This is a genomic window from Amycolatopsis sp. NPDC049868 (assembly GCF_044461365.1).
Classification (GTDB): Bacteria; Actinomycetota; Actinomycetes; order Mycobacteriales; family Pseudonocardiaceae; genus Amycolatopsis.
In genome coordinates, this window is sequence record NZ_JBITKV010000001.1 from 858,428 (window position 1) to 881,682 (window position 23,255).

The 23,255-nt window shown below is 67.7% G+C and carries 24 protein-coding genes and 1 tRNA gene; 10 read left to right on the forward strand and 15 right to left on the reverse strand.

Translation table 11 applies throughout. The features are described 5' to 3' along the window. The first annotated feature begins 18 nt into the window (after positions 1-18). Positions 19-2,010, forward strand: coding sequence for an SDR family oxidoreductase (locus ACIBTM_RS04220; protein WP_395875104.1), 1,992 nt, complete (start codon positions 19-21; stop codon positions 2,008-2,010). A 118-nt stretch (positions 2,011-2,128) separates the two neighbouring features. After that, entirely contained in the window at positions 2,129-3,250 is a 1,122-nt protein-coding gene (locus ACIBTM_RS04225) for a cell division protein DivIVA (protein WP_395875105.1), read from the forward strand. Between the two features lie 85 nt (positions 3,251-3,335). Here the strand turns inward: ACIBTM_RS04225 and ACIBTM_RS04230 are convergent, their stop codons facing one another. Both ACIBTM_RS04230 and ACIBTM_RS04235 read right to left on the reverse strand, forming a co-directional pair. Then, positions 3,336-4,661 (reverse strand): amidase, encoded by a 1,326-nt coding sequence (locus ACIBTM_RS04230; RefSeq protein WP_395875106.1) that lies wholly within the window; start codon positions 4,659-4,661, stop codon positions 3,336-3,338. A 28-nt stretch (positions 4,662-4,689) separates the two neighbouring features. Next, on the reverse strand, positions 4,690-5,784 hold the full coding sequence (locus ACIBTM_RS04235) for an alkene reductase (protein WP_395875107.1): 1,095 nt from the start codon (positions 5,782-5,784) through the stop codon (positions 4,690-4,692). Positions 5,785-5,851: 67 nt separating this feature from the next. On the opposite strand from ACIBTM_RS04235, the gene ACIBTM_RS04240 reads away from it, so the two are divergent. Continuing rightward, complete coding sequence (locus tag ACIBTM_RS04240; protein ID WP_395875108.1) at positions 5,852-6,265, forward strand: MerR family transcriptional regulator; 414 nt, start codon at positions 5,852-5,854, stop codon at positions 6,263-6,265. Between the two features lie 6 nt (positions 6,266-6,271). Here ACIBTM_RS04240 and ACIBTM_RS04245 read toward each other — a convergent pair whose 3' ends face one another. The 3 genes from ACIBTM_RS04245 to ACIBTM_RS04255 are packed head-to-tail and all read right to left on the reverse strand — an operon-like array spanning position 6,272 to position 7,718. Beyond that, complete coding sequence (locus ACIBTM_RS04245) at positions 6,272-6,847, reverse strand: TIGR03086 family metal-binding protein (RefSeq protein ID WP_395875109.1); 576 nt, start codon at positions 6,845-6,847, stop codon at positions 6,272-6,274. Beyond that, the gene (locus tag ACIBTM_RS04250; RefSeq protein WP_395875110.1) at positions 6,844-7,338 is read right to left on the reverse strand and encodes an SRPBCC family protein; all 495 of its coding nucleotides are present in this window, start codon (positions 7,336-7,338) and stop codon (positions 6,844-6,846) included. The genes ACIBTM_RS04245 and ACIBTM_RS04250 overlap by 4 nt, the downstream gene beginning before the upstream one ends. Before the next feature lie 29 nt (positions 7,339-7,367). Further along, on the reverse strand, positions 7,368-7,718 hold the full coding sequence (locus ACIBTM_RS04255; RefSeq protein WP_395875111.1) for an ArsR/SmtB family transcription factor: 351 nt from the start codon (positions 7,716-7,718) through the stop codon (positions 7,368-7,370). Between the two features lie 281 nt (positions 7,719-7,999). Between ACIBTM_RS04255 and ACIBTM_RS04260 the strand changes: the two genes are divergently transcribed. The 4 genes from ACIBTM_RS04260 (at position 8,000) to ACIBTM_RS04275 (ending at position 12,378) form a co-directional block, all read left to right on the forward strand. Then, positions 8,000-9,235, forward strand: coding sequence for a glycoside hydrolase family 3 N-terminal domain-containing protein (locus ACIBTM_RS04260; RefSeq protein ID WP_395875112.1), 1,236 nt, complete (start codon positions 8,000-8,002; stop codon positions 9,233-9,235). Positions 9,236-9,384: 149 nt separating this feature from the next. Further along, on the forward strand, positions 9,385-10,323 hold the full coding sequence (locus ACIBTM_RS04265) for an alpha/beta hydrolase family esterase (protein WP_395875113.1): 939 nt from the start codon (positions 9,385-9,387) through the stop codon (positions 10,321-10,323). A gap of 107 nt (positions 10,324-10,430) precedes the next feature. Then, complete coding sequence (locus tag ACIBTM_RS04270) at positions 10,431-11,135, forward strand: TetR/AcrR family transcriptional regulator (protein WP_395875114.1); 705 nt, start codon at positions 10,431-10,433, stop codon at positions 11,133-11,135. 37 nt (positions 11,136-11,172) lie between these two features. Beyond that, complete coding sequence (locus ACIBTM_RS04275; RefSeq protein WP_395875115.1) at positions 11,173-12,378, forward strand: cytochrome P450; 1,206 nt, start codon at positions 11,173-11,175, stop codon at positions 12,376-12,378. Here the strand turns inward: ACIBTM_RS04275 and ACIBTM_RS04280 are convergent. After that, on the reverse strand, positions 12,375-13,016 hold the full coding sequence (locus tag ACIBTM_RS04280; RefSeq protein WP_395875116.1) for a histidine phosphatase family protein: 642 nt from the start codon (positions 13,014-13,016) through the stop codon (positions 12,375-12,377). The genes ACIBTM_RS04275 and ACIBTM_RS04280 overlap by 4 nt on opposite strands. Positions 13,017-13,113: 97 nt before the next feature. Further along, a complete protein-coding gene (locus tag ACIBTM_RS04285; protein WP_395875117.1) occupies positions 13,114-13,911 on the reverse strand; it encodes a TIGR03084 family metal-binding protein in 798 nt (265 codons plus the stop codon). Between the two features lie 128 nt (positions 13,912-14,039). Between ACIBTM_RS04285 and ACIBTM_RS04290 the strand changes: the two genes are divergently transcribed. After that, positions 14,040-14,486, forward strand: a complete 447-nt coding sequence (locus tag ACIBTM_RS04290; protein WP_395875118.1) for a MerR family DNA-binding protein — start codon at positions 14,040-14,042, stop codon at positions 14,484-14,486. Between the two features lie 109 nt (positions 14,487-14,595). Here ACIBTM_RS04290 and ACIBTM_RS04295 read toward each other — a convergent pair whose 3' ends face one another. Further along, complete coding sequence (locus tag ACIBTM_RS04295; RefSeq protein ID WP_395875119.1) at positions 14,596-15,723, reverse strand: acyl-CoA dehydrogenase family protein; 1,128 nt, start codon at positions 15,721-15,723, stop codon at positions 14,596-14,598. A 77-nt stretch (positions 15,724-15,800) separates the two neighbouring features. After that, the gene (locus tag ACIBTM_RS04300) at positions 15,801-16,352 is read right to left on the reverse strand and encodes a DUF4190 domain-containing protein (protein ID WP_395875787.1); all 552 of its coding nucleotides are present in this window, start codon (positions 16,350-16,352) and stop codon (positions 15,801-15,803) included. 222 nt (positions 16,353-16,574) lie between these two features. Here ACIBTM_RS04300 and ACIBTM_RS04305 point away from each other — a divergent pair, with 222 nt between their 5' ends. Further along, positions 16,575-17,774, forward strand: a complete 1,200-nt coding sequence (locus tag ACIBTM_RS04305) for a sensor histidine kinase (protein WP_395875120.1) — start codon at positions 16,575-16,577, stop codon at positions 17,772-17,774. Positions 17,775-17,804: 30 nt separating this feature from the next. After that, positions 17,805-18,452 (forward strand): response regulator transcription factor, encoded by a 648-nt coding sequence (locus tag ACIBTM_RS04310; protein WP_350576663.1) that lies wholly within the window; start codon positions 17,805-17,807, stop codon positions 18,450-18,452. A gap of 25 nt (positions 18,453-18,477) precedes the next feature. On the opposite strand, the gene ACIBTM_RS04315 is transcribed toward ACIBTM_RS04310, so the two are convergent. From ACIBTM_RS04315 to ACIBTM_RS04340, 6 genes are all read right to left on the reverse strand, one after another. Continuing rightward, on the reverse strand, positions 18,478-19,314 hold the full coding sequence (locus ACIBTM_RS04315; protein ID WP_395875121.1) for an alpha/beta fold hydrolase: 837 nt from the start codon (positions 19,312-19,314) through the stop codon (positions 18,478-18,480). A gap of 40 nt (positions 19,315-19,354) precedes the next feature. Further along, a complete protein-coding gene (locus tag ACIBTM_RS04320; RefSeq protein WP_395875122.1) occupies positions 19,355-19,861 on the reverse strand; it encodes a winged helix-turn-helix domain-containing protein in 507 nt (168 codons plus the stop codon). A 1-nt stretch (position 19,862) separates the two neighbouring features. Then, positions 19,863-21,098: a sulfite oxidase gene (locus tag ACIBTM_RS04325; RefSeq protein ID WP_395875123.1), complete on the reverse strand. Its 1,236-nt coding sequence runs from the start codon at positions 21,096-21,098 to the stop codon at positions 19,863-19,865. Positions 21,099-21,179: 81 nt separating this feature from the next. Continuing rightward, a tRNA-Leu gene (locus tag ACIBTM_RS04330) sits at positions 21,180-21,253 on the reverse strand. A gap of 39 nt (positions 21,254-21,292) precedes the next feature. After that, positions 21,293-21,793, reverse strand: coding sequence for a DUF4231 domain-containing protein (locus ACIBTM_RS04335; RefSeq protein ID WP_395875124.1), 501 nt, complete (start codon positions 21,791-21,793; stop codon positions 21,293-21,295). Positions 21,794-21,870: 77 nt separating this feature from the next. After that, positions 21,871-23,199 carry an NAD(P)/FAD-dependent oxidoreductase gene (locus tag ACIBTM_RS04340; RefSeq protein WP_005155795.1) on the reverse strand — a complete coding sequence of 443 codons (1,329 nt, stop codon included), beginning with the start codon at positions 23,197-23,199 and terminating at the stop codon, positions 21,871-21,873. Positions 23,200-23,255: the final 56 nt, after the last annotated feature.

Genomic DNA, 23,255 nt, shown 5'->3' on the forward strand with positions numbered 1-23,255 from the left:
CGGTGAAGGGTGAGGCTGATGGCGACTTTTCTGGTGACCGGGGCGACCGGACTGATCGGGCGCCAGTTCACCCGGCTACTGCTCACCAGGGACGACGTCGACAAGGTCGCGCTCGTCGTCCGCGCGTCCTCACGGGACAAACTCGCGAAACTCGTGAACGCCTGGCCGCATCCCGAACGCGTCACTCTCGTCACCGGTGACCTCGGCGAGCCGCTGCTCGGTGTCGCCGAAGAGGACCGAGAGCAGCTTCGCGGCGTCGACCACGTCGTGCACCTCGCCGCCCTTTACGACCTCACCGCCGACGACGAAGCCAGCATCAAGGCCAACGTCGAGGGCACCGCGCAGGTGATCGCGCTCGCCGCCGAACTGAACGCCGGCTGCCTGCACCACGTGTCCTCGGTCGCCGTCGCCGGTGACCACGAAGGCATGTTCACCGAGGAGATGTTCGACGTCGGCCAGCGGCTTCTCACGCCGTACCACCGCACGAAGTTCGAGGCGGAGCGCCTCGTGCGCGAACAGCAGGACGTGCCCTGGCGGGTGTACCGGCCCGCGGTCGTCGTCGGGAACTCCGAGACCGGCGAGATGGACAAGATCGACGGCCCGTACTACCTGTTCCCCGCGATCAGCAGGCTGGCCGGGCTGCCCGACGTGCCGATCGTCGGCCCCGACCTCGGCGACACCAACGTCGTCCCGGTCGACTACGTCGCCGAGTCGCTGAACGCCCTGGTCACCATGAAGGGTCTCGACGGGCGCGCGTTCCACCTGGTCAACCCGGAGCCCCAGCCGGTCGTCTCGGTCTACAACGCCTTCGCGAAGGCCGCGGGCGCGCCGACCATCTCCGTGCAGCTCAACGAACGCGTGTCCAAGGGCATCGTCAACCTGGTGAAGCTGAGTGAGCACATCCCCGGCTTCACGATCGCGCGCGACGCCGTGATGGAGCGGCTCGGCATCCCGCCGGTGCTGTTGGAGACCATGGCCTTCCCCTCGGTGTTCTCGTCGGCGTCGACGCGCAAGGCGCTCATCGGCTCGGGTGTCGAGGTGCCCCGGATCGAGGACTACGCGCCCACCCTGTGGCGCTACTGGCGCGAGCACCTCGACCCGTTCCGCGCGCGCAAGCACGGCCCTCGCGGCGAACTGGACGGCCGTCGCGTGATCATCACCGGCGCGTCTTCGGGTATCGGCCGCGCGACCGCGATCAAGGTCGCGGCCGCCGGCGGAGTGCCGCTGCTCGTCGCGCGGCGCCGGCACGAACTCGAAGAAGTGCGCGACGAGATCATCGCCGCGGGCGGCACGGCGTCGGTGTACCCGGCCGACCTGACCGACGAGGAATCGGTGCACAAGGCCGTCGACGCGATGCTCGCCGAACACGGCCGGATCGACATGCTCGTGAACAACGCCGGCCGCTCGATCCGGCGGTCGATCAAACTGTCGTACGACCGGTTCCACGATTACGAACGCGCGATGGCGATCAACTACTTCGGCGCGGTGCGGCTGATCCTCGCGGTGCTGCCGCATATGTCCGAGCGGAAATTCGGGCATATCGTCAACGTCTCGTCGATCGGCGTGCAGGGAATCGCGCCGCGCTTTTCGGCGTACGCGGCGTCGAAGGCCGCTTTGGACTATTTCTCCCGGATCGCCGCGACCGAGACCCACGGCGACGGAATCACCTTCACGACCATCCACATGCCACTCGTGCGCACGCCGATGATCCGGCCGACGAAGATCTACGACGCGTTCCCGACCAAATCCCCGGATCAGGCCGCGGACATGGTGATGAAGGCGCTGCGGGAACGTCCGAAGCACATCGGCACACCCGCCGGGCAGGCGATCGGGCTCGCGTACACGCTCACGCCGGGGCTCACGGATGCCGTGGCCTACCAAGGATTCCGCGTGTTCCCGGATTCCGCGGCCGCGGGCGGCGAAGGCGGACTCAAAATCGGGAAGGGCGAGCAGCATCTGTCCCGCGCGGCGATGGCGCTCGCCCGGCTCAGCCGCGGCTTCCATTGGTGACACTGCGCACACGGGTGGCGGCCGTTCAGGTGAGGGAACGCAGCTGAAAGACGACACACGTCGGTGAATCGCCAAGCCTGACAACGGCGACCCCGAGTACGCAGGTACCGTCGTGGCCATGGTTCCCGAGCGAGACAACGGCCTGTTGCCCCTGCGGCGCGAGTACACCCAGGCCTGGCATGGCTTCGACCGGAACGAAGTGCGCCAGTATCTGGATCATCTCGAAGCCCAGCTGCATCGCGTGATCACCGACCGCGACGCCGCGATCGCGCAGGCGACCTCGGCCACGCGCGAACTCGAAACCGTCCGCCACGAGGTGGCGAAGCTGAACGCCAGGATCGAGGAGCTGAAGAAGCCACCGGAGCGGCTCGAAGACCTCGACGAGCGGATGCAGCGCACCGTCACGCTCGCGCAGGCGCGCGCGGACGAGATCACGAAGCGTGCCGAAGTCGCCGCCGAGAAGCACTGGGCTTCTTCGAGTGAGGCCTCGAAGAAGCTCCGCGAGCGCTACACCCGGCTCGTCGCCGAACTGGACAAGCAGGCGGACGCGCTGCACTCCGAGCACGAATCCGCACTCGCCGAAACGCGAGCCGAGGTCCAGCGGCTGACCGTCGAGGCCGCCCAGCGCCGGGAGCTGCTGGACAACGAGGCCGAGCGCAAGCGCCGGAAGATCGAGCGCGAGTTCGAGCAGACGATCGCGGCTCAGCGGGCGTCGCATGAGAAGCACATCACCGACCAGCAGACGGCCAGCAAGAACCAGGCCGAACGCCGGATCGCGGAGGCCACCGCGGAGGCCAAGCGCCGCATCGACGAGGCGACGGCCGAGGCCAAGCGCCGGCTCGACGAGGCCACGACGACAGCCGCCCAGCGCACGACGGCCGCCCAGCGGAAGGTCGAGCGGCTGGCGGAGATCCGTGAACAGGCCCGCAAGAGCCTGATGCAGGCCGACGAGGTGCTGAAGGGCAGCGAGGCGATGCTCGCGGCGCTGCCCGAGGAGTCGGTGATCCCCCACGCTTCGAAGCTCGTCGGCGGCGACAGCAAGGCCGAGGAGACGAAGCCGGCGGGTAAGCCGGCCGAGCCGCCCGCGTCGAAGGCCGCCGCTCCGGCCACCGCCAAACCCGCTCCCGCCAAGCCCGCTTCTTCGGCGCCTGCCGCCGCTGCGCCGAAGAACGGACAGAGCGAGCAGAACGGCCCGAAGGCGAACGGGCAGAAGCCGTCACCGGCCAAAACCGCCTCCTGACCAGCGCGAAGTAGCAAGGGACCTTTGCTGTCACTCTCTTTGGGAAAGTGATAGCGAAGGTCCCTTGCTCTCTTTTCGGACGTGGTCAGGAGCCGGTGGTGCGTGGCCAGGGATTGGCCGCTTCGAGCTGGGCGGCGAGGCCCAGCAGGAGCGCTTCCCCACCGGGCGCGGCGACGAGCTGAACGCAGGCCGGGATGCCGGAAGGATGCACGCCGATCGGCACCGACATCGCCGGATAGCCCGCGAGATTCCACAGCCCGGCGAAACCCGCCACGCGCACCGACGGCAGCACGTTGGCGATCCACCGGCTGTCATGCCACGTGCGTGCCTTGAGCGGGAGAGTCGCGATCATGGGGGTGACCAGGACATCGTGATCGGCGAAGAACTCTTCGGCCCGCTCCAGCCAGCGCTCACGGGTGGTCTCCCGAACACGCTTGGCCATCAGCCGCCCGAGCCGGACGTGCGTACGGGTGCGGGGCTGGAGTGCGCCGAGATCGAACTCCGCCGCTTGCTCGGCCGGACCCGCGACCCAGCGCGCGAGGAGGCCGCCGATCGCTCCGGCGCTGTACCGCGGTGTTCCGGGCACGACGGTGTGCCCAGCCGCGCGGAACAGGTCTCCGGCCCGCGTGACGGCCCGGCTGAACGCGCGCGGCAGCGGCGCCCTCGTCAACGGGACCTGGGTCGACAGGGCGATGCGGGAGGGCTTCGGGTCGGTGAGGTCCGCCAAGCCGGGCTGTTCGGCGAGGACCGACATCAGCACGGCGGCGTCTGCCACCGTGGTCGTCATCGGGCCGTGCGTGGACAGGCCGAACCAGCCGGTCTCCCCCGGTACACGGACCACGCCCTTACCCGGTTTGAGACCGACGATCCCGCACATCGCGGACGGCAGACGGATCGAGCCCAACCCGTCGGTGCCGTGCGCGATGGGCACGAGCCCGGCAGCGACAGCCGCGGCACTCCCACCCGACGAACCGCCGGCGGCGTACGACGGGTTACGTGGGTTTCGCGCCGTCCCGTCCGGATCGTCGCTCGACGGCCAGATGCACAGCTCCGGCACCCGGGTCAGGCCGACGATCACCGCACCGGCGGCACGAAGCCGCCGCGCTATCTCACCGTCCTCTGTGGATGGCGTCGACGAACCCGCGCGTGACCCCCACGAGGCGTATTCGCCCTCGATCGGCGCGACGTCCTTGACCGCGACCGGCACCCCGGCCAAGGGCAGATCGGCCAGGTCCGCGCGTTCGGCGACAGCGGCGGCCTCGGCGAGCGCCTCCTTGACCCTGACCCGGCGAAACGCGCCGACCACCCCGTCCGCCGCCTCGATCCGGGCCAAGGCCTCACGCGTCACCTCGACCGGGTCGAGCTCCTTGGCGCGCACAGCCGCCGCGATTTCCACTGCCGTCTTGACCATCCCCGCACTGTAGAACGGGCGGCCAAGATCAGCTGCGCGCCGAACAGGCGAACTTCGCCGAGTCCGGTTCGAACGCCGGGAAATCGGTGTAGCCGTCGAGCCGGGCGCCGTAGTAGACGTCGTGATCAGCCTCGGCGAGCGGGGCGTGAAGAGCGAATCGGGCGGGCAGATCCGGGTTCGCGATGAACAACCTGCCGAAGGCGACCACATCGGCCAGGCCGGCTTCGATCAAAGACTCACCCTCGGTGCGGCTGGTCGGCTTCTCGGACCGCAGATTCGCGACGAGCGTTCCCGGCCACAAAGGCCGCAGGTGCGACAGCACCTCGACATCAGGGGTATCGATGACGTGCAGGTATGCGAGCTCGTACCGGCGGAGTTCCGCGAGCAATCGTGAGTACACCTCCTTCCAATCGTCTTCCACGATGTCGTTCTCCGGGTTGCCCGGCGAAATACGCAGAGCGACCCTGGCCGCACCGACCTGCTCGGTCACGGCCGCCACCACCTCGAGCGGGAAGGTGAGCCGGGCGGCGACCGAGCCGCCGTAACGGTCTTCCCGGCGGTTGGTGTTGCCGGCGAGGAACTCCTGGATGAGGTAGCCGTTGGCACCGTGGAGTTCCACGCCGTCGAATCCCGCCTCGACGGCCCGGCGTGCCGCCTCGGCGAAGTCCTGGACGACCTCGCCGATCTCCTCCTCGCCGAGCGCCCGGGGTTCGACCGTGTCCGTCCAACCGTCGGCCGAGAAGATCCGCCCGGCCTGCCGGACCGCCGACGGCGCCACCGGTGTCCGGCCCGTCACGCCGGGGTGACCGACCCGTCCCGCGTGCCAGAGCTGCGCGTAGATCCGCCCACCTGCCTCGTGCACGGCCGCCGTCACCTCACGCCATGCCTCGGCCTGCTGCGCTGTCACCAGTCCGGGGATGCCAGGACCGCTCTTACCGGTCTTGTTCACCCAGATGCCTTCGCTCACGATCAACCCGGCGCTCGCACGTTGCGCGTAATACTCGGCCGTCCGCGGATGTGGCACGCCGGTGAGATCGTCGGCGCGGCCTCGGGTCATCGGAGCCATCGCCATGCGATTCGGCAGCTGGATCGCGGTACCGCGGAACGCTTCTAGCAACCTCATGCACGCGAAGCTAAACCCTGACACCGGCGTCACGGTCAACCTCGGTTTCCGCGGCTACTGTGGACTCATGCGGATCGGCGAACTGGCGAAGCGAACCGGGGTGAGTGTCCGCTCGTTGCGGTACTACGAAACGGAAGGCCTGCTGCGGCCTGACCGATGCGGCAACGGCTACCGGACCTTCACCGAAGACGACATCGCCAGGGTGCTGCAGATCCAGCTCTTCTATTCAGCCGGATTGTGCAGCGGCAAGATCGCGGAGCTCCTTCCCTGTGTTTCCGGGAACCACACGCATTTGGTGCCCTCGCCGGAGATGACCGGCGAACTGGAGATCGCCAAGACCCGCATCCAGAACCAGATTTCCTTGCTCACCACCTCTCTGTCGGTTCTGGAACGTGTCCTGGCCGCGGCCAAGGGGACCGATACCGCCGCGGTACCGGTTCCCGCCCGACCTGCCCGGCGACATCGCGGGATCCATGTCTGACCCGTATCAGGCGTTCGGGTCTCGGCCCATCAGTCCGAGCAGCCTGTCCTGCAAAGGCGCGTCCTCGGGCACCTTCACTTCAGGACCGAAGACGACGATGCCGGGCCCGAAGGCACCTGGGATCCTCATCTGGTCGGGTATCGCCTGCGCGGCCGGCCACATCCGCGCGACCTCCTCCGGATCGATCGTGTCGTCCTGGCCGGTGGCCCTGGCCAGATCCCAGCCGTGGATCACCATGTCGGCACTGACGACTTGATCGATGTGCTGTTCGGCGGTCATCTTCCCCGCCGGTGTCTCGTGCTCCGTGGCCGCGAGCACGGGATCGCCGAGGACGGCTTCGACGTCGGCGCGAGCCGCCCGGAAGGCGCCCAGCGGGTCGTCCAGGAGCGATGGCGCCGGCCCGAGATCGCGTCCGAATGGGCGCAGCATCGCGCCGTGCATGTCGACGATGTGCCCGACGACATCTCTGGCGTTCCACTCCGCGCAAGGAGACTTGCTCTCCCATCGCCCTGCCTCGACGGCAGCGACCTTGTTCTCGAAGGCATCGGCCCTGACGCGATAACGGTCGGCGATGGCGTTCATCGTGTTCCCGCCCTCACCGGAGCGGCCACGACCTCGGCCAGCTTGTCGAAGCCTTCGCCGACGCCCCGCTCCATCCCGGATTCGAGCACGGCGTCCCGGATCCGCTGCGAGCCGTACCGCACCACCTGGGTCAGCGTGGTGACCCCGTCGTGTTCGACCAAGGTCAGAGTCGCCAGGGCCTGTCCTTCCGACGCCTCACAGTCCTCGTTCGTCTCGAGGGAGACGAGCCGTCCCGGAGGATCGATCTCCTGGTAGACGCCTTGCAGGACCATCTCCATCCCGCCGCCGTGGCGCAGCCGGTAGCGCCATCTACCGCCGACCCGCAGGTCGATCTCGCACTCGACGACCTCGCAGTCGCGTGGGCCGAACCAACGGCGTACCAGCTCGGGTTTCGTCCATGCGTCGAACACCAGTGCCCTCGGTGCGTCGAAGGACCTCGTCATGACGATCTCGAGATCGCCGGATTTCGTCACGCTGAGAGTTCGTCCCATCGTGCTGTTCCCTTCCGCTCGTGCGGTGGTCAATCGGTCTCGCCCCGGCGTTCCGGATGCTGGATCTCCTCTTCCAGGACGAGATCCAGCTCTGTGAAGGCCTCATCCCAGTAGCGGCGGTAGCCGCCGAGCCATTCGTTCGCCCTCTTCAGCGGCTGCGCCAGCAGCCGACAGGGGCGGCGCTGAGCGTCGCGCCCTCTCGCCACCAACCCCGCCCGCTCCAGCACCTTCAGATGCTTGGAGATGGCGGGCTGGCTCATCGCGAACGGCTCGGCCAGCTCCGTCACCGTGGCATCACCACGCGCGAGCCGGGCGAGGATCGCGCGGCGGGTTGGGTCGGCGAGCGCCGCGAAGGTGACATCGAGCAGATCTTGTGCCACGGTCGCCCGCCTTTCCGTTTCCTCTGTTCGAGCAGTTCTCACGAGTTCGACTTCTCACGATCACTTCGGCGCCCGCGGCATCGGTTGATAACCTTGCGGTTCCATAACCATGTGGTAATCTACGGCGGAGTAGATCGAGCTGTCAAGTCCGAGCATCCGTTTGACGAGGGAGAACACGGAAGAGGAAGGAGGTGGGGCCAGAGGCCCGGCGGGCGCGCTCTCGCACCAAAGGACACGCAAGCGCGTACGAAAGGGCAAATGGGGTTACCGTCGACACCGGCATGGACGACGAACGAAACGAGCCGATGAACTCCGGGCGACCGAAGACGACGAAGCGATGGACGACCGTCATCCTGGGAGCCGCGACCGTTCTGCTCACCAGCGTGCAGTGCGGTACGGCGAACGACGAGGCCGGGTCCGCACAGCCGGCGGGGACGGTATCTCCGCCGCGCAGCAGCGTCGCCTCAGTCCCACCCAGCTCCAGCACACCCTCGCCGTCACCGAGGGCGGAGCAGGTGCCCGTTTCAGGCTGCGAAGCCGTCATCGCCGGGATGAGCCCCCGGCAGCGGCTGGCCCAGCTGGTGGTGGTCGGAGTGAACGCCGGCGACCCGCAGGCGGCGGTGAAGCTGGTACGCGATCAGCAGGTCGGCGGGATCTTCCTCGGCGGCAATGAGACGGCGCTCCTGCGGAACCGCGCCTTGGACGAGGTCCAGCGCGCGGCGAAGGTCCCGGTATCGGTGGCGATCGACGAGGAAGGCGGCCGCGTCCAGCGGATCGACGCCCTCGACGGCGATATGCCGAGCGCACGGAAGATGGCCTCGACCCTGACACCTGCACAGGTGCGAGCGAAGGCCGCCGAGCGAGGCCGGCAGATGCTGGCCCGCGGCGTCACCGTCGATTACGCGCCCGACGCCGACATCACCGACCAGCCGGACCGCGACATCGTCGGTGACCGGTCGTTCGGAGCGAATCCCGAAGTCGCGCGCAAGTACGTCCTGGCGTTCGCGCAGGGCTTGCGGGACGCCGGAGTACAACCAGTACTGAAGCACTTCCCCGGGCATGGGCACGCCAGCGGGGACTCCCACAAGGGACTGGTGCGGACACCGCCGCTGGCCTCGTTGCGGAAGGTCGATCTGGTTCCGTACCGCGACATCGGCGAGTACGGCGAGATCGGCGTCATGGTCGGACATCTGGACGTGCCCGACCTGACCGGCGGGACACCGTCGACCCTGTCGGCGCCGGCGTACCGGCTGCTGCGAAAGGACTACGCGTTCGACGGCCCGGTGATCACGGACGATCTCGGGGCGATGAAGGCGATCACGTCGCAGTACCCGCTGCAAACGGCTGTGCTCAAGGCCTTGCAGGCCGGGGCGGATCAGGCGTTGTGGTCCTCTGGCGGCAACGTCGGCTCGGTGCTGGCCACCTTGGAGCAAGCGCTGACGTCCGGTGATCTCCCGGCCGCCAGGGTCGACGAGGCCTTGACCCGCGTGCTCACGGCGAAACGCGCCTGCGGCTGACCAACCGCGGCCCAGGCCGGGCGATCAGACGGGTCGCCCGGCAGGGTGACGTGAAAAGCGGTCCGAAAACTCAATGAACACAATGCTGACCAGGCACGCGTCAGGAGTGACCCTGATCACCGCCCTGCCGCCCGATCAAGGAGGATCGCGTGCCTGGTCCCACGAAATACCTGCGCCGTCTCGCGCTGACGGCCACCGCCGCTGCCGGACTGAGCCTGCTCACCACCCCGATGGCGTCGGCCGCGCCGTCGCCGGTCGACCATCCGGTGCGGACGACCGGCTGCCAGCGTCCGTCCCCGGTCCCCGCCGGGGCGACGACTCTGCGGACCTTGACGTCCGGCGGCCTGGTCCGCGAGTACACGGTGCACGTGCCGGCGCAGTACCGGTCGTCACGGCCGTACCCGCTGGTGTTGTCGTTCCATGGCCACAAACGGACGTCGAAGTATCAGGAGGAGCTGTCCGGGTTTTCCGCGTATGACGCGATTTCCGTTTACCCGCAAGGGCTTCCGGGTACGGACGGGGAGTCGGCATGGACCGGCGCGCCGTATTCGGCGGCAGCCGACGACGTGCTCTTCACCAGCGATCTGCTGAACACGCTTCAGCGGGAACTGTGCGTCGACTCCAGCCGGATCTACGCGACGGGCAAATCGAACGGCGGCGGGTTCGTCGGCGTCCTCGCTTGCCGGATGCCGGGCCGGATCGCGGCGTTCGCCCCGGTCGCCGGCGCGTTCTACCCGCAAGGCGGCGAGTGCCACCCGTCTCGCCCCGCACCGATTCTCGATTTCCACGGCACGGCCGACGCGACGATCCCCTACACCGGGAATCCCGCCAAGGGCCTGCCGACGCTGCCGGACTGGCTCGCGGCTTGGGCAGACCGGAACGGCTGCTTCCCACGTCCGATCCAGTACTCGCCGAAAGCCGACGTCACCGTCCAACGATGGCTCGGTTGCTCGCTTCAGCACTACCGGGTCGAAGGCGCCGGGCACGTCTGGCCGAGCACCGCGCCGAACAACGACTCCGCTACTCCGACCGTCATCGACGCGACCCCGGTCATCTGGAAATTCCTGATCGCCCACCGTCTGCGTTAAGAACTCGCCGATTTCCTTGCCGGATCAGCCCGCCCGGCGCTACCGTCTAACTGACCGGATGACCAGATGAGCAATTCTGGTCAACAAGTCAGACACTGGGAGCGCACGTGGCAGAACGTCCGGACCGCACCGCCGGCCGCGCCGATCGCATCCTCGACGCGGCCGGCGTCCTGCTGTCGCGGCTGGGCTACCGCAAGGTGACCATCGAGGACATCGCGAGCCAGGCGGGCATCGGGAAGGGCACGATCTACCTGCACTGGCCCACCAAGGAAAACCTCTTCCACGCGCTGCTCCTGCGTGAATCCCTCCGTGCCGCCGAGAACCTTCTCGAGCGGCTGGACGAAGATCCGGCGGAAGTCGTCCCGCATCGGTTCCAGCGGGCCGCCTTCCTGTACACCCAGCGGAACCCGTTGCTCGGCGCGCTCATCACCGGCAACACCGAATTGCTGGGCCGGTTGAAGAAACATCCTTTGCAGGATCAGGACGCGGTCGTGACCGAGCGGTACCTGAAGACGATGACCGACCGGGGCCTGCTGCGCGACGACATCCCGAACCTGCTCTTTTCCCTGCGTGCTTCGGCGCTGGGGTTCTATCTGATGGACAGCTTCACCGTCGACGGCGCCGACCTCACCATCGAAGAGAAGGCCGACGCTCTCGCGCACATCATCCGGACGGCGTTCGAGCCGCCGGAGCCACCGTCCATGGCGGATCTGGCCGCCACCGCGGCCGAAGTGATCCAGGCGTTCCAGGATCTGATCTCGTCCTATCGCGCCTGGATCTACCGGAAGGACGGCCCCGAGGAGCCCGCTTGATCCGCGCTCCTCCACCACGAGAAGAAGGGGGCAAGCCATGACCACGATCGCCGAAACCTGGGGCGTCCACGAAAGCCAGTTCTGGCTTCGTGATGAATTCCCGGCCGATCCGGTCCGTTTCGACTCCGAGACGGGCATGTGGAACGTCTACGGCCACGCCGAGGCGCTGAAGACCCTGAGTGATCCCAAGGTGTTCTCCTCCGACACCACCCGGCTGATCCCCAAGGAGATCTCACCGGACAAGGACTTGTTCGCCGAAGGCAACCTGCTCCAGATGGATCCTCCGGATCACAAGAAGCTGCGCACGCTGGTGAGCCACGCCTTCACACCGAAGGTCGTCGCGGATCTCGAACCGCGCATCGCCGCGCTGACGAACGAGCTCCTCGACGCGGTCGACGGCGAGGACTCGATGGAACTGGTGACCCATCTGGCCTACCCGCTGCCGGTGATCGTCATCGCCGAACTGCTCGGCATCCCGGCGAGCGATCGCGACCTGTTCAAGAAATGGGTCGACACGTTGCTGCGGAACAGCCAGCAAAGGTCGTTGATCAAGCAGACCGAAGCGGACAAGAAGGCCGCCGAGGAAACGTCCGCGCAGGTGAAGAATCTGGTGAATTACCTTTCCGAGCACGTCGACGATCGACGGCGGAATCCGCGCGAGGACCTGCTGACCAAACTCACCGAAGCCGAGGTCGACGGCACGAAACTCACGCAGAACGAAGTCGTCAACTTCGCGAACGTGCTCCTGCTCGCCGGCCACATCACCACCACGATGCTGCTCGGGAACACGGTGCTGTGCCTCGATTCCCATCCGGACGAGTCCCGGCGGGTCCGTGAGGACCGTGCGTTGCTGCCCACCACCATCGAGGAATCACTGCGGTTCCTCAGCCCGTTCGCGCTCGTCGCCCGCGCTACGACGACCGAAGTCGAACTGGGTGGCCAGACGGTCCCGCCGGACAGCATGCTCGGTATCTGGGTCGCGGCGGCGAACCGGGATCCGCGCACCTTCACGAATCCGGGCGTCTTCGATCCGGCGAGGGCGCACAACCCGCATCTGGCTTTCGGCCGCGGGATCCATTTCTGCATCGGCGCCCCGCTCGCCAGGCTCGAAGGCAAGACGGCGCTCAACATCCTGTTGGACCGTTTCCCGGATCTGCGCACCGATCCGGCCGTTCCGCCATCGTTCATCCCCAGCCCGCACATGACCGGGGTGAACGAACTCCGGCTGCTGCTGAAGCCCTAGCGGTCGACGAACCGCGAGGCGAGTGGGACCACCATGCGCGGAATCCGTTTCCCGGGCGTGTACCGCAGTTCGGTGATGTTGCCGTTCGGCACGAGGTAGGTGTCGGCGAAAGTGCGGAATCGGCGCATGGCCCCGCTGTCCGGGGTGGTGGTCCCGGTCAGCAGTGACCACATGACCGCGCGAATGAAGAGCCCGTGCGTGAAGACGGCGATCGGCCCGGGTTCCCGTTCTCCCAGCCGGGCCAGGAATTCCTGGGTCCGGGTGAAGAGAGCGGCGAAGGATTCCGCACCGTTCACCGCGTGGTGCGGGTCGGCACGGGACCAGTAGGCCTCCGTGTACGGCTTACGGGTGGCAGTGGTGGTGACCTGTCCATGGAGTTCGCCGAGAAAGGTGAACTCCTGGACAGGCCACTCCTCACGCTCCGCGCCGGGGAACCGCTCGATCGTCGGCTCGGCGGTCTGCCGCGCCCGTAAGAACGGCGACGTCACGATCAACCGCGGCGGTTCGGCCAGCGAGTCCGCGATTTCGACGGCCTGCCGTCGGCCGAGTTCGGTCAACGCCGAAGCCCCCGGCTCACCGCCGGGAAGCCCCGCGTTGGATTCGCTTTCGCCATGCCTGATCAGCCACACTCGTGCCACGATCGCCTCCTAGACCCCGTGTGCCATCGACGATCGCACCGAGCGGAGTTGATCGCGACTTCCAGGATGCCCAATCACCGCGGAAGTGACGGAATCTTCAACGGCCGAACTGTCCGGGCGAGCGTCCCTCGCCCGCGGGACCGCGGTACGCCTGCGCGATGTCGAGCCACTGGTCCGCCAGCGCCCCCTCGGCACGGACGTCGAGATCGTCGCGGTGACGCCGCCGGGTGACCAGCAGGCAGAAGTCCTCCGCGCTTCCGGTGACACGCTGCCGGGAGTCCTCGGGCCCGAACGTCCACAACTGCCCGGACGGCGCGGTGATCTCGAACCGGAATTCCTGTTCCGGCGGGGTCAGTCCCCGTGCCTCGTAGCCGAAGTCCCGCACCCGGACGGCGAAGCCGACGAGGTACGCGAGCCGGTCCGTCCGCTCCGGCCGCACTCCCAGCGCGTCCGCGATGTCCTGACCGTGGGCGAACAGTTCCATCATCCCGGCGCAGGCGAGGATGGCCGGCGGCAGCGGGTTGACCAGCCACGGAACGACCTGGTCCGCCGGGACCGCGGCGAGCGCCTTGATGCCGGCGTCGCGTTCGGCGCGCCAGCGGCTGAGCAGTACCTCGTCGGGGTCGCCGAGGTAGTCGTCGAGTGCCGCGTTGACCGCGGCGTCGAAACCGCGCGCCATCGAGCTCTTCATGACTTCGGCGAACCTCTGCGGCTCGCCCGCGGACAACCCGGCGATCTTGAAGATGAAGGAGAGATGCGCGATCTGGTGTTTGACCGACCAGCCCGCCGCGGGGGTCGGCAGCTCCCATCCCGCGTCGTCCAGGCCTGCCACCAAGGCATCGACCTGTTCGCCCTCCGTGGTGAGGTCCCTGATCACGTACCGGAAGTCAGTCACCGTGCCGTCCTCTCGCCGTTTCCACCCTCTCGAATGATGCGGACGCGCCGGGCCGTCGTCTTCTCTTCGTGAGCCCCGTCGAATTCGAACTTGATTCTGGAGCCGGGTCCAAGTTCTACGCTCACTCCATGCGAACCGAAGCGACGAAGGCGCTGACGGCGTTGACCATGTCCCAGGTGACCTCTCGCGCCGGAGTGCGGCCGGACACCGTGCGCTACTACGAGCGCATCGGCCTTCTGCCCGCGCCCGCGCGGACGACCGGGGCACACCGGCGCTACGACGAGGACGTCATCGACAGGCTGCGGTTCATCCGCGGCACCCAGCGGCTCGGGCTGTCGCTGACGGAGATCGGTGACCTGCTGAGCGTGCGCGACACCGGGGTGTGCCCGTGCGAACCCGCCGAAACCATGCTGGAACGCCATCTCGCCGAGATCGAAGCGGAGATGGCGCGCCTCGGCGAGCTGCGCGCCGAACTCACTTCCATGCTGTCCGGGATGTCCGGCGCCGAATGCGCCGATCCGCTTCCCGGCGCCTGGTGCCCACCCGGATGCGGACCCGAGGGAGGAGGTGGATGACCATGCGGAACGACGACTGGTGCGATTGCGACTGCTGCGGCAGCGGCTGCTGCTGACCCGCTCCGGCGGGACCGGCCGGGCTTGACGTCACCCGGCCGGCCATCCGAGGTCAGTCCTGCGGCAGGAGCACCGTCTTCCCGATCCGGTCCTTGCTGACTTCGGCCGAATAGGCCATCAGCCCACCCGCCTGCGCGTCCCGGAACAGCCGCTGAATCGGCGAAGTGCGCAGGAAGCCCGAACCGCCTCCCGCTTTCAGCGCCACCTGGGCGACGTCGCGGGCGATGTCGTTCGCGAGCACCTTCGCCGTCATGGTCGCGGGCAGGAACTCCGGCGAGTTCTGATCCGCCAGCCACGCCATGTTCCGGGCGTACATGAGCGACGCTTCGAGCCGGGCATGGACGTCCGCGACTTCGAACTGCAGCCACTGCATTCCGGCGAGCGGCTCCCCGGTCGCCGGGATGACGCGGCTCCGGGCGTGCGAAATCAGCGCTTGCTCCGCCGCGTCGGCGATCCCCAGTGACAGGAAGGCGAGGCCCGCCGCGATGTGATTCGGCCGCCGCACGGTCGTGGGCGGGCACCTGCGGTCCTCCCGCAGGACGGTGCCTTCGAACGAGACGAGCTGGCTTCGGCTGGCACGCAGTCCCATCGTGTCCCAGATGGGGACGAAGCTCATCGTGTCGTCCGGCGATACGCCGAAGAAGGTGGGCACGCCGCCGACGAGCGCGTTGACCAGGAAGTGGTCGGCGACCTCGCAACCGGATACGAATCGTTTGGCGCCGGTGAGCCGGTATCCGCCGTCGACGGGTTCGGCGACCTGTTGCGGCATCAGGAACATGTTGCCGCTGCTCGGCTCCGACAGCGCGTTGGCGAAGCGCTTGCCGCCGATGAGCTCCTCGGCGTAGAAGCGGCCCACCTCGGGGGCGGACAACTGGGCCAGCCCGACGGCGGCGCCGATATGCATCACCCAGACACACGCTGTCGAAGAACAGGCCGCGCTGAGTATCCGGACGATCTCGCCGTAGGTCCGATAGCTGAGATCCTCGCCGCCGAACTCCGCGGGCAAGGTCGCCCTGTCGAGGCCGATCGCGTGCAAGGCACGAAGGTTGGCGATGGGCAGCTCCGCCGTTTCGTCGAACTCGGCGGCGCTCGTGGCGAAGTCCTTCGCCAGTTCGGTGACGGTTTCGATCCAGTGACGTTCGTCGGCGGGAGGGGCGAACGGATGGACAGGCTCGGTCATGACCGCATCATGCCGGAATCGCGAAGGCCTCCCCGCCACCCCGAGAATGGCGAAGGAGGCCTTTCACGGTCCGACCGTCACACTCCGGTGCAGGCGGCCATCGCGAATTCGCCGGAAGCGGTCTTGGTCGAAACCACCGCACCGTCGACGGTGATCTTGCAGGTGACGGATCCGCCGGTCTCGCCGGTGGTGACCGTGAGCGTCCCGCCCTTGATGACGCCCTTGTTCTCGACTTCCTTGTTCCACGGCAGCGCCGGAACCGTTTCGGTGACGGGGTTGAGCACCTCGCCGTAGATGACCTCGACGTTCGTGGCGTCGCCGGTGACCTCGTAGGACACCTTCGCGGTGCGGTTGATCTCGTTGTTGACCTCGTTGACCGCCGCGTTGAACACGAAGATCCACACGATGCAGACCACGAGCCCGAGTGCGGACAAGGCGATACCGGTGATCGAGAGCCCCTTGTTCGAGGCCTTCCCGTTCTTGACGCGGATCAGCCCGATGATCGAGAAGATCAGGCCGAGGATCACCAGCGGCCAGGCGATGACGCCGACGAACGGGATCGGGGAGAAGACCAGCCCCACCAGGCCGAGAACGAAGCCCGTGACGCCGATGCCGTTGCGCGGTGGCATCGGGCTGGCGGGGGCTTGCGGGGCCGGCGTGTAGGGGGTTTGCTGGGTCACGGGGTTTTCCTTTCCAAAGGGATGAACGAGGCGGCATACAACCAGCGATCACGAGGCGCCCGCGTCGTCCTCGGCGCGCGAACCCGGTACGACGAAAGTCGTAATTCCCGCGTCATGAAGGACCGATTCCGCTGATGCGGCCGACCAAGCGGGTTTGCGTACGCTCAGCGCATGGCAAGGCGTGTGCTCGGTGTGGTGCTCACCGTGGTGGCGGTCGCGGCGTGCGTGATCAGCAGCATTTTCGTCTTCAGCGCCCAGGGTTACCTTCCGGCGACGCAATCGTTCGATCCGACGTGGTGGTCCACGCTCGGTTTCTTCACCGGGATCGCGGCGGCGGTCATGCTCTGCTGGCGGCACAAATGGCCGGAACTCGTCCTCGGCATCGCCTTGGTGCCGCCGCTCTGCTTCCGATCCGACGCGCTGGCCGCGTTGGTCGCCCTCGCCGCCTTGGCCGCGCGCCGCCGCGACCGCGTCCTGTGGGGCGGGTCCGTCCTGGTCTACGTCGCCACCGCGTGGGCGCTGTTCGGCGACGCCAACCGCCATCCCGACGTGACCGTCGCGGGGCAGATCGTCGGCAAGCAGTTCTCCGCCGTACAGCTGATGGGGACGTTGACGGTCGCCGTCGTGATGACGGCCGTGCCGCTCACCGTCGGGGTCGTCCGCGGGATGCAGGACACGCTCGCGATCCGCGAGGCCAAAGAAGAGGAACTCCGCGCCGAAATGACCCGCCGCGCGGAACGCACCCGGATCGCGCGCGAGATGCACGACGTCCTCGGGCACCGGCTCTCGCTGCTGTCGCTGCAGGCCGGCGCGCTCGAGGTCAGCAAGGGACCCGCGACGACGGAAGCTGCCAAGACGGTCCGCACGACCGCGCGCCAGTCGCTCGAAGATCTGAGGCAGGTCATCGGGGTCCTTCGCGATGGCCAGGGTTTCAGCGAAAACGGCGAGAACGGAATCCATCCGGAGCCGCCACAGCCGACGCTGGCGGACATCCCCGAACTGGTCGCCAACGCCCGCCGGGCCGGTTTGGGGGCCAACGTGACGATCCTGCTCGACGACGCGGGCGGTGCGCCGGCGCTGCTCGGCACGACTGCGTACCGGATAGTCCAGGAGTCGATGACCAACATCCTGAAACACGCGCCGGGCGCGGCGGCCGAGGTTTCGGTTCGCGGCGGGCCGGGGAACGGGCTCACCGTCGAGGTCGTCAATCCGCTGCCCGCGACCGCCGCGGCGGGGAAGCCGCCGGGTGCGGGCGCCGGGCTGACGGGGATCGGCGAACGCGTCACGCTGATCGGCGGGAGTGTCAGCGCCGGGCCCACCGAAGAGCGCACATTCGCCGTCCGGGCTTGGCTACCGTGGGGACACCACTAACCTGACCGGGTGAACCAGCGCCCACTGCGAGTGCTGCTCGTCGACGACGACCCGCTCGTGCGAACCGGTTTGTCGATGATCCTGTCCAGCACGGGCGACATCGAGGTCGTCGCGGAAGCGGGCGACGGGGACGAGGCCGTGCCGAAGGTGACCATGCACGCGCCCGACGTCGTGCTGATGGACATCAGGATGCGGCGGATGAACGGGCTCACCGCGACCGCCGCGGTCACCGCGCTGCCCAATCCGCCGAAGGTCCTCGTGCTCACCACCTACGACCTCGACGAGTACGTCTTCGACGCGCTCGGCGCGGGCGCGAGCGGATTCCTGCTGAAGGAGGGCTCGCCGCAGGAGATCATCGACGCGGTGCGTGTGGTCGCGGCGGGTGAGGCGATGCTGTCGCCACGGACGACGCGGAAACTCATCGGGCATTTCGTCGCGACCAGGACGAGCCCGCGCCGTCATCGGGCGCGAGCCGGGCTGGGCACCCTGACCGAACGCGAGCGGCAGATCGTCACCGCCGTCGCTCAAGGCGGAACCAACGCCGAAATCGGCGCGGAACTGCATCTGAGCGAGGCGACGGTGAAAACCCACATCACCCGGATCTTCGCGAAACTCGACGCGACCAACCGGGTCCAGCTGACGATCTTCGCCTACGAAGCCGGGCTCGTCGCTCCCTGACCTTCGGGCATCCGGCGCCGAATCGTCACGCGAGCCCGGCGAGGACGGCGGCGGCCTCCTGCGGGTGGACGAGGAAACGGACGTGGCTGCTCGTCAATGACCGCACGTCGGTCGGGTTGCCCGGGGTGAGCGCGTCCGCCTCCTTGATGAAACGGTCCTGCAGCGCGAGCGGCATCGACCGGTCTTCGGTGAGCCTGATGTAGGTGCGCGGGATCCGGCCCCAGGTGGCGGCGTCGGCGAGTTCGGTACCGGCGTCGAGGCTCTCGTCCGGCTCGAGAGTGTTGAGGTAGGCGAAGAATTCCTGCTCGGTGCCGTCCTCGATCATCGCGGTCTTCAACGCGGCCAGCAGCTCGGGATCGGCGGTGCGCCAGTTCATCCGGAGCGCGCCGAGCTCGGCCGGGTTCGCGACGACGACCCCGCCGACGTCGTTGAGCGCGCTGCTCGCGTACTCAGGCCCCTGCATGTACTCGCCCACCGTCGCGTCGACGCAGCACCACGCGGAGATGTAGACGATCCGGTCGATCAGTTCCGGGACGGCGTTCGCGACGCCGGTGAGCACGAGCCCACCTCGGCTGTGCCCGACCAGGATGACCGGACCGTGCTCGGCGACCTTGCGCACGACGTCCACCACCTGCTCGACGGCTTCGGCCAAGGTGACACCTGCCTGGTTCGACGGCGCCGTCGCCAGCGCGGCGAGGTCTTGCGGCGCCTGGTAAGCGGCCTGGAAACCGGCGGCGAAGCCGTGTCCGGGAAGGTCGACGGCCAGCGTGCGGTGGCCGAGCAGGGCGAGCTCGCGTTGCAGCGGGCCCCAGGTGAACGAGGCGCTGCTGGAACCGTGGATCAGGACGTAAGTGGGAGTCACGGTCCGTATCCTGTCATCCCGGCTTTGCCCGGATGACGAGTCAGCCCGCGATGAGCACCTGGCCGGCCCCGTCGAACCGGTAGCCGACCCCGCGCACCGTCGCGATCGGTGTCAGGACGGGTTCCAGCTTGCCGCGGATCTTGCGTACATGGACGTCCACGGTCCGCCCGTTGCCGCCGGACAGGCCCCACACCCGCTCCATCAGTGTGATGCGGTCGAAGACCCGGTCCGGATTCCGGCTCAGGAACAGCAGGAGGTCGAACTCGAGCCTGGTGAACTCCAGTACCTCGCCGCGCAGCAGCACTCGCCGCGAATCCGGTTCGATACGCAGCGGCGGGGCGGACTCACCGGACCGCCGCCGCCCGGCGAGTTCGACGACCTGGCCGGTTTGGACGGTCCGTGCCGTCAGCGTCACGCCGACCGTGTCCTCAAAGGACTCAAGCAGGCGCGCGGCGATCGTGGCGGCGTGCTCGGAGTCGGTGTTCACCCGCAACGCCAGGGTCAGCTCGACGGTCGGCTCGACGCTCACCGCGACCGGCTGCGTCATCTCACACCACCCGGACCGGATGCCGGACGACGGCGTCGAACAGGTAACCCTGGGTGTTGTGGGGGGTGACCTCGGGCTGGGTGACACCGGTGATGTCCGTGGCTCGCGCCCGCAGCGTATGGACACCTGGATCACCGGCGCGCCAAGGGATCTCCCAGCGCTGCCACCCTCGATCCGCGGCCGCGCCCACGAACTTCGCCTGCCGCCAGCCGCCTCCGGTATCGATGTCGACCCGCCGGATCCGGCCGTTGCCCGACCACGAGCGGCCGCGCAGCACCTGCCTGCTGCCGGCCGCGAACTCGGCGTTCCAGGGCAACTCGAACGCGCTCTTGACCACCTGCCGGGTCACGAGCGTGCCCTCCGCCGGATAGTCCGGCCCAAGCAGCCGGTAGTACTGCGTGTTCCACGGAGACACCAGTGGCGTTTCCGAGACTTCGATGCGCCCCAGCCATTTGATCGACGAGATCCCCGCCCAGGAGGGCACGACGAGCCGCACCGGGTAGCCGTGGTCCGGCGGGAGCGGGCGGCCGTTCATCTCGTAGGCCAGCAGAACATCCTGCAACGCCTTCGCGACCGGCAGCGGACGGCGTACCTTTCCCAGGTTGACCCCACCGGTGACGTAATCGGCGTCCAACCCCTCCGGCAGGACGTCGACCGCGTGCCGCGTCAGGCCCGCCTTGGCCAGCACCGTGGAAAGCCGGACACCACGCCAGCGCGCGACACCGATCGCACCGAGCTTCCACGCCGTGCCGGACACCGTTTGCCCTTGCTGGCTGGTGAAGTAGCTCCGTCCGTTGCCCGCGCATTCGATGGCGGAAGTGATCGTCTCGGAGGGCAACCGGAGCAGGTCTCGGTAGCTGAACTCGACCGGTCCTCCACGCAGCCCGGTTCCGAAGAGCTTCAGCCGCCAGGTGCCGACGTCTATCGACGGTGTGGCGGTGTGGTTACGCACGAAGAAGCGTTCGACCGGGGTCAGATATCCCTGGCCGCTCAGCGCCTCCCAACGTGTCTCCGCGTTGGTGCCGTAGACCTCGAAGATCTCCGGCGGCAGGGGCTTCAGGATCGGTGCGGCCGCCGATGCCGTCCCGGACGGAAGCGCGCCGAACGCCGTCAACGCGAGGGAGCCGCCGGCCGTCAGCCGGAGCATTCCGCGCCGCGACAGCGCCTTCCCCGCCCGCCATTGTTCATTCCGCGTGCGGTCATAGGTGGCTTCGTCGGTCAGGCCGGTTCCGGTCATGGGGGTCATTGTCGGCAGCGGCCGACCGCGCGGACCAGCATGTCCACAGAGCGGAACGCCTCGTGTCCGAGACGCCGTATGTGCCCCGGACGGGGATCGAACCCGCACTGTGTCGATTTTAAGTCGACTGCCTCTGCCAGTTGGGCTACCGGGGCACGGGTCAGCCTAGGCGATGCCACGAGCGAGGCGATGACCTAGTTCGCTTTGTCCGCTTGGCGGTACTTCAGCCAACTGTTCCCGACGAGGTCCCAGATCGCCTGGTACTGGTCGAATGTCTCGCGCAACACGGCCTGATCGAGCTCTTCGGGTGGCGTCGAAGCGATGTAGTAGGTCAGCTCGTCACGCAGCCGGTAGAACTTGTACTGGCCTTCTTCCATCAGCACCCACAGCGAACGCCACGCGAAGAACGGTTCGAGCACGTTCACCACGGTGACGACGGCGACCAGCGCGAACGCCGTCCCCGTCCACGGATTCAGATTCTGCAGGCCGAGGATGATCGTCGAGGACGCGGACAGCAGCAGCGCCAGTACCCGCAGGATGACCGACCTCGTCCGGAACCGGCGTTTGCGGATCCGCGCATACTTCGTCCCCTGTTCGATCCGCTCCACGAGGTCGTGGGCGAGTTCGAGCGGGGTCAGCCCCGGCTGGGGAAGGGTGGACTGGATGGGCGGCTTCAGCTTCCGGAATGCCTGCACCGGCACACTTTAAACGCCGTGAAGGCCTCCTTCCCTATGTTCATGGTAGGGAAGGAGGCCTTCACGGAACTACGAAATCAGGACTTCGACAGCCTGTCGAACTCTTCGCGCGGGTTGTTGATCTGGCCGAGCGAGATGACCTCGCGCCGGAACAGACCGCCGAGCATCCAGTCGAACAGGATGCGGATCTTGCGGTTCCACGTCGGCATCGCCTTGAGGTGGTACGCGCGGTGGAAGAGCCAGGCCGGGAAGCCCTTGATCTTCAGGTTCAGCGCGTCGGCGACACCCTTGTGCAGGCCGAGGCTGGCCACCGCACCCAGGTTCTTGTGGTAGTAGTCCTTCGGCTTGCCGCCGCGGATCACCTTGATGATGTTCTTCGACAGCAGACGCGCCTGGCGAACGGCGTGCTGCGCGTTCGGCGGACAGGTCGCGGTCGGGTCCTGCTCGGTGCGCGAGAGGTCCGGCACGGCGGCGTTGTCGCCGGCGGTCCAGACGTCGGGGTGCCCGACGACCTGCATCGCGGCGGTGGCCTCGACCCGGCCGCGCTTGTCCAGCGGCAGGTCCGAGCTGGCGAGCACCGGGTTCGCCTTCACACCGGCGGTCCAGATGATCGTGTCGGTGTCGAATTCGGTGCCGTCCGAAAGCACGACATGGCCGTTCTCGAACGACTTCGCCGCTGTCGACAAATAGACTTCGATGCCGCGCTTTTCGAGCTGCTCGACGGTGTACACGCCGAGCGTCTCGCGCACCTCGGGGAGGATCCGCCCGGCGGCCTCGACGAGCACCCAGCGGATGTCCTCGACCTTGAGGTTCGGGTAGTAGTTCTCCACCGCGAAGCGGGTCATGTCCTCGAGTTCGGCGAGCGCCTCGATACCGGCGAACCCGCCACCAACGACCGTGAAGGTCAGGAGTCGCTTGCGCTGCTCGGGGTCGAGCGTGCTGGCAGCCTCGTCGAGCTTCGTCATGACGTGGTTGCGCAGGTAGATCGCCTCGCCGATGGTCTTGAAGGCGATACCTTCTTCGACCAGGCCCGGGATCGGCAGGATACGCGCGACGGCGCCGAGCGCGACCACGAGGACGTCGTAGTTCAGCTGCTCGACGTGCCCGTCGGCGGCCTCGACCGTCACGGCTTTGCGCTCGTGCTCGATCTTCGTCACGCGCGCGGTGAGCACGTGGCAGCGCTTGAGCACGCGCCTCAGCGGCACGACCACGTGCCGCGGTTCGATCGCACCGGCCGCCGCCTCGGGCAGGAAGGGGGCATAGGTCATGTGCGGCTGCGGATCAACGACCGTCACGGACGCTTCGTTGGCCCGGAGCATCTTCTGGAGCCCGTACGCCGTGTAGAGCCCGACGTACCCACCACCAAGGACGAGGATCCGTGTCGGTTCCGACTTAACACCAGCCATATTTCTATAGTCGCACCCATCAGCTGAGATCGCTCGCAGACCCCATCCGGCTGTGA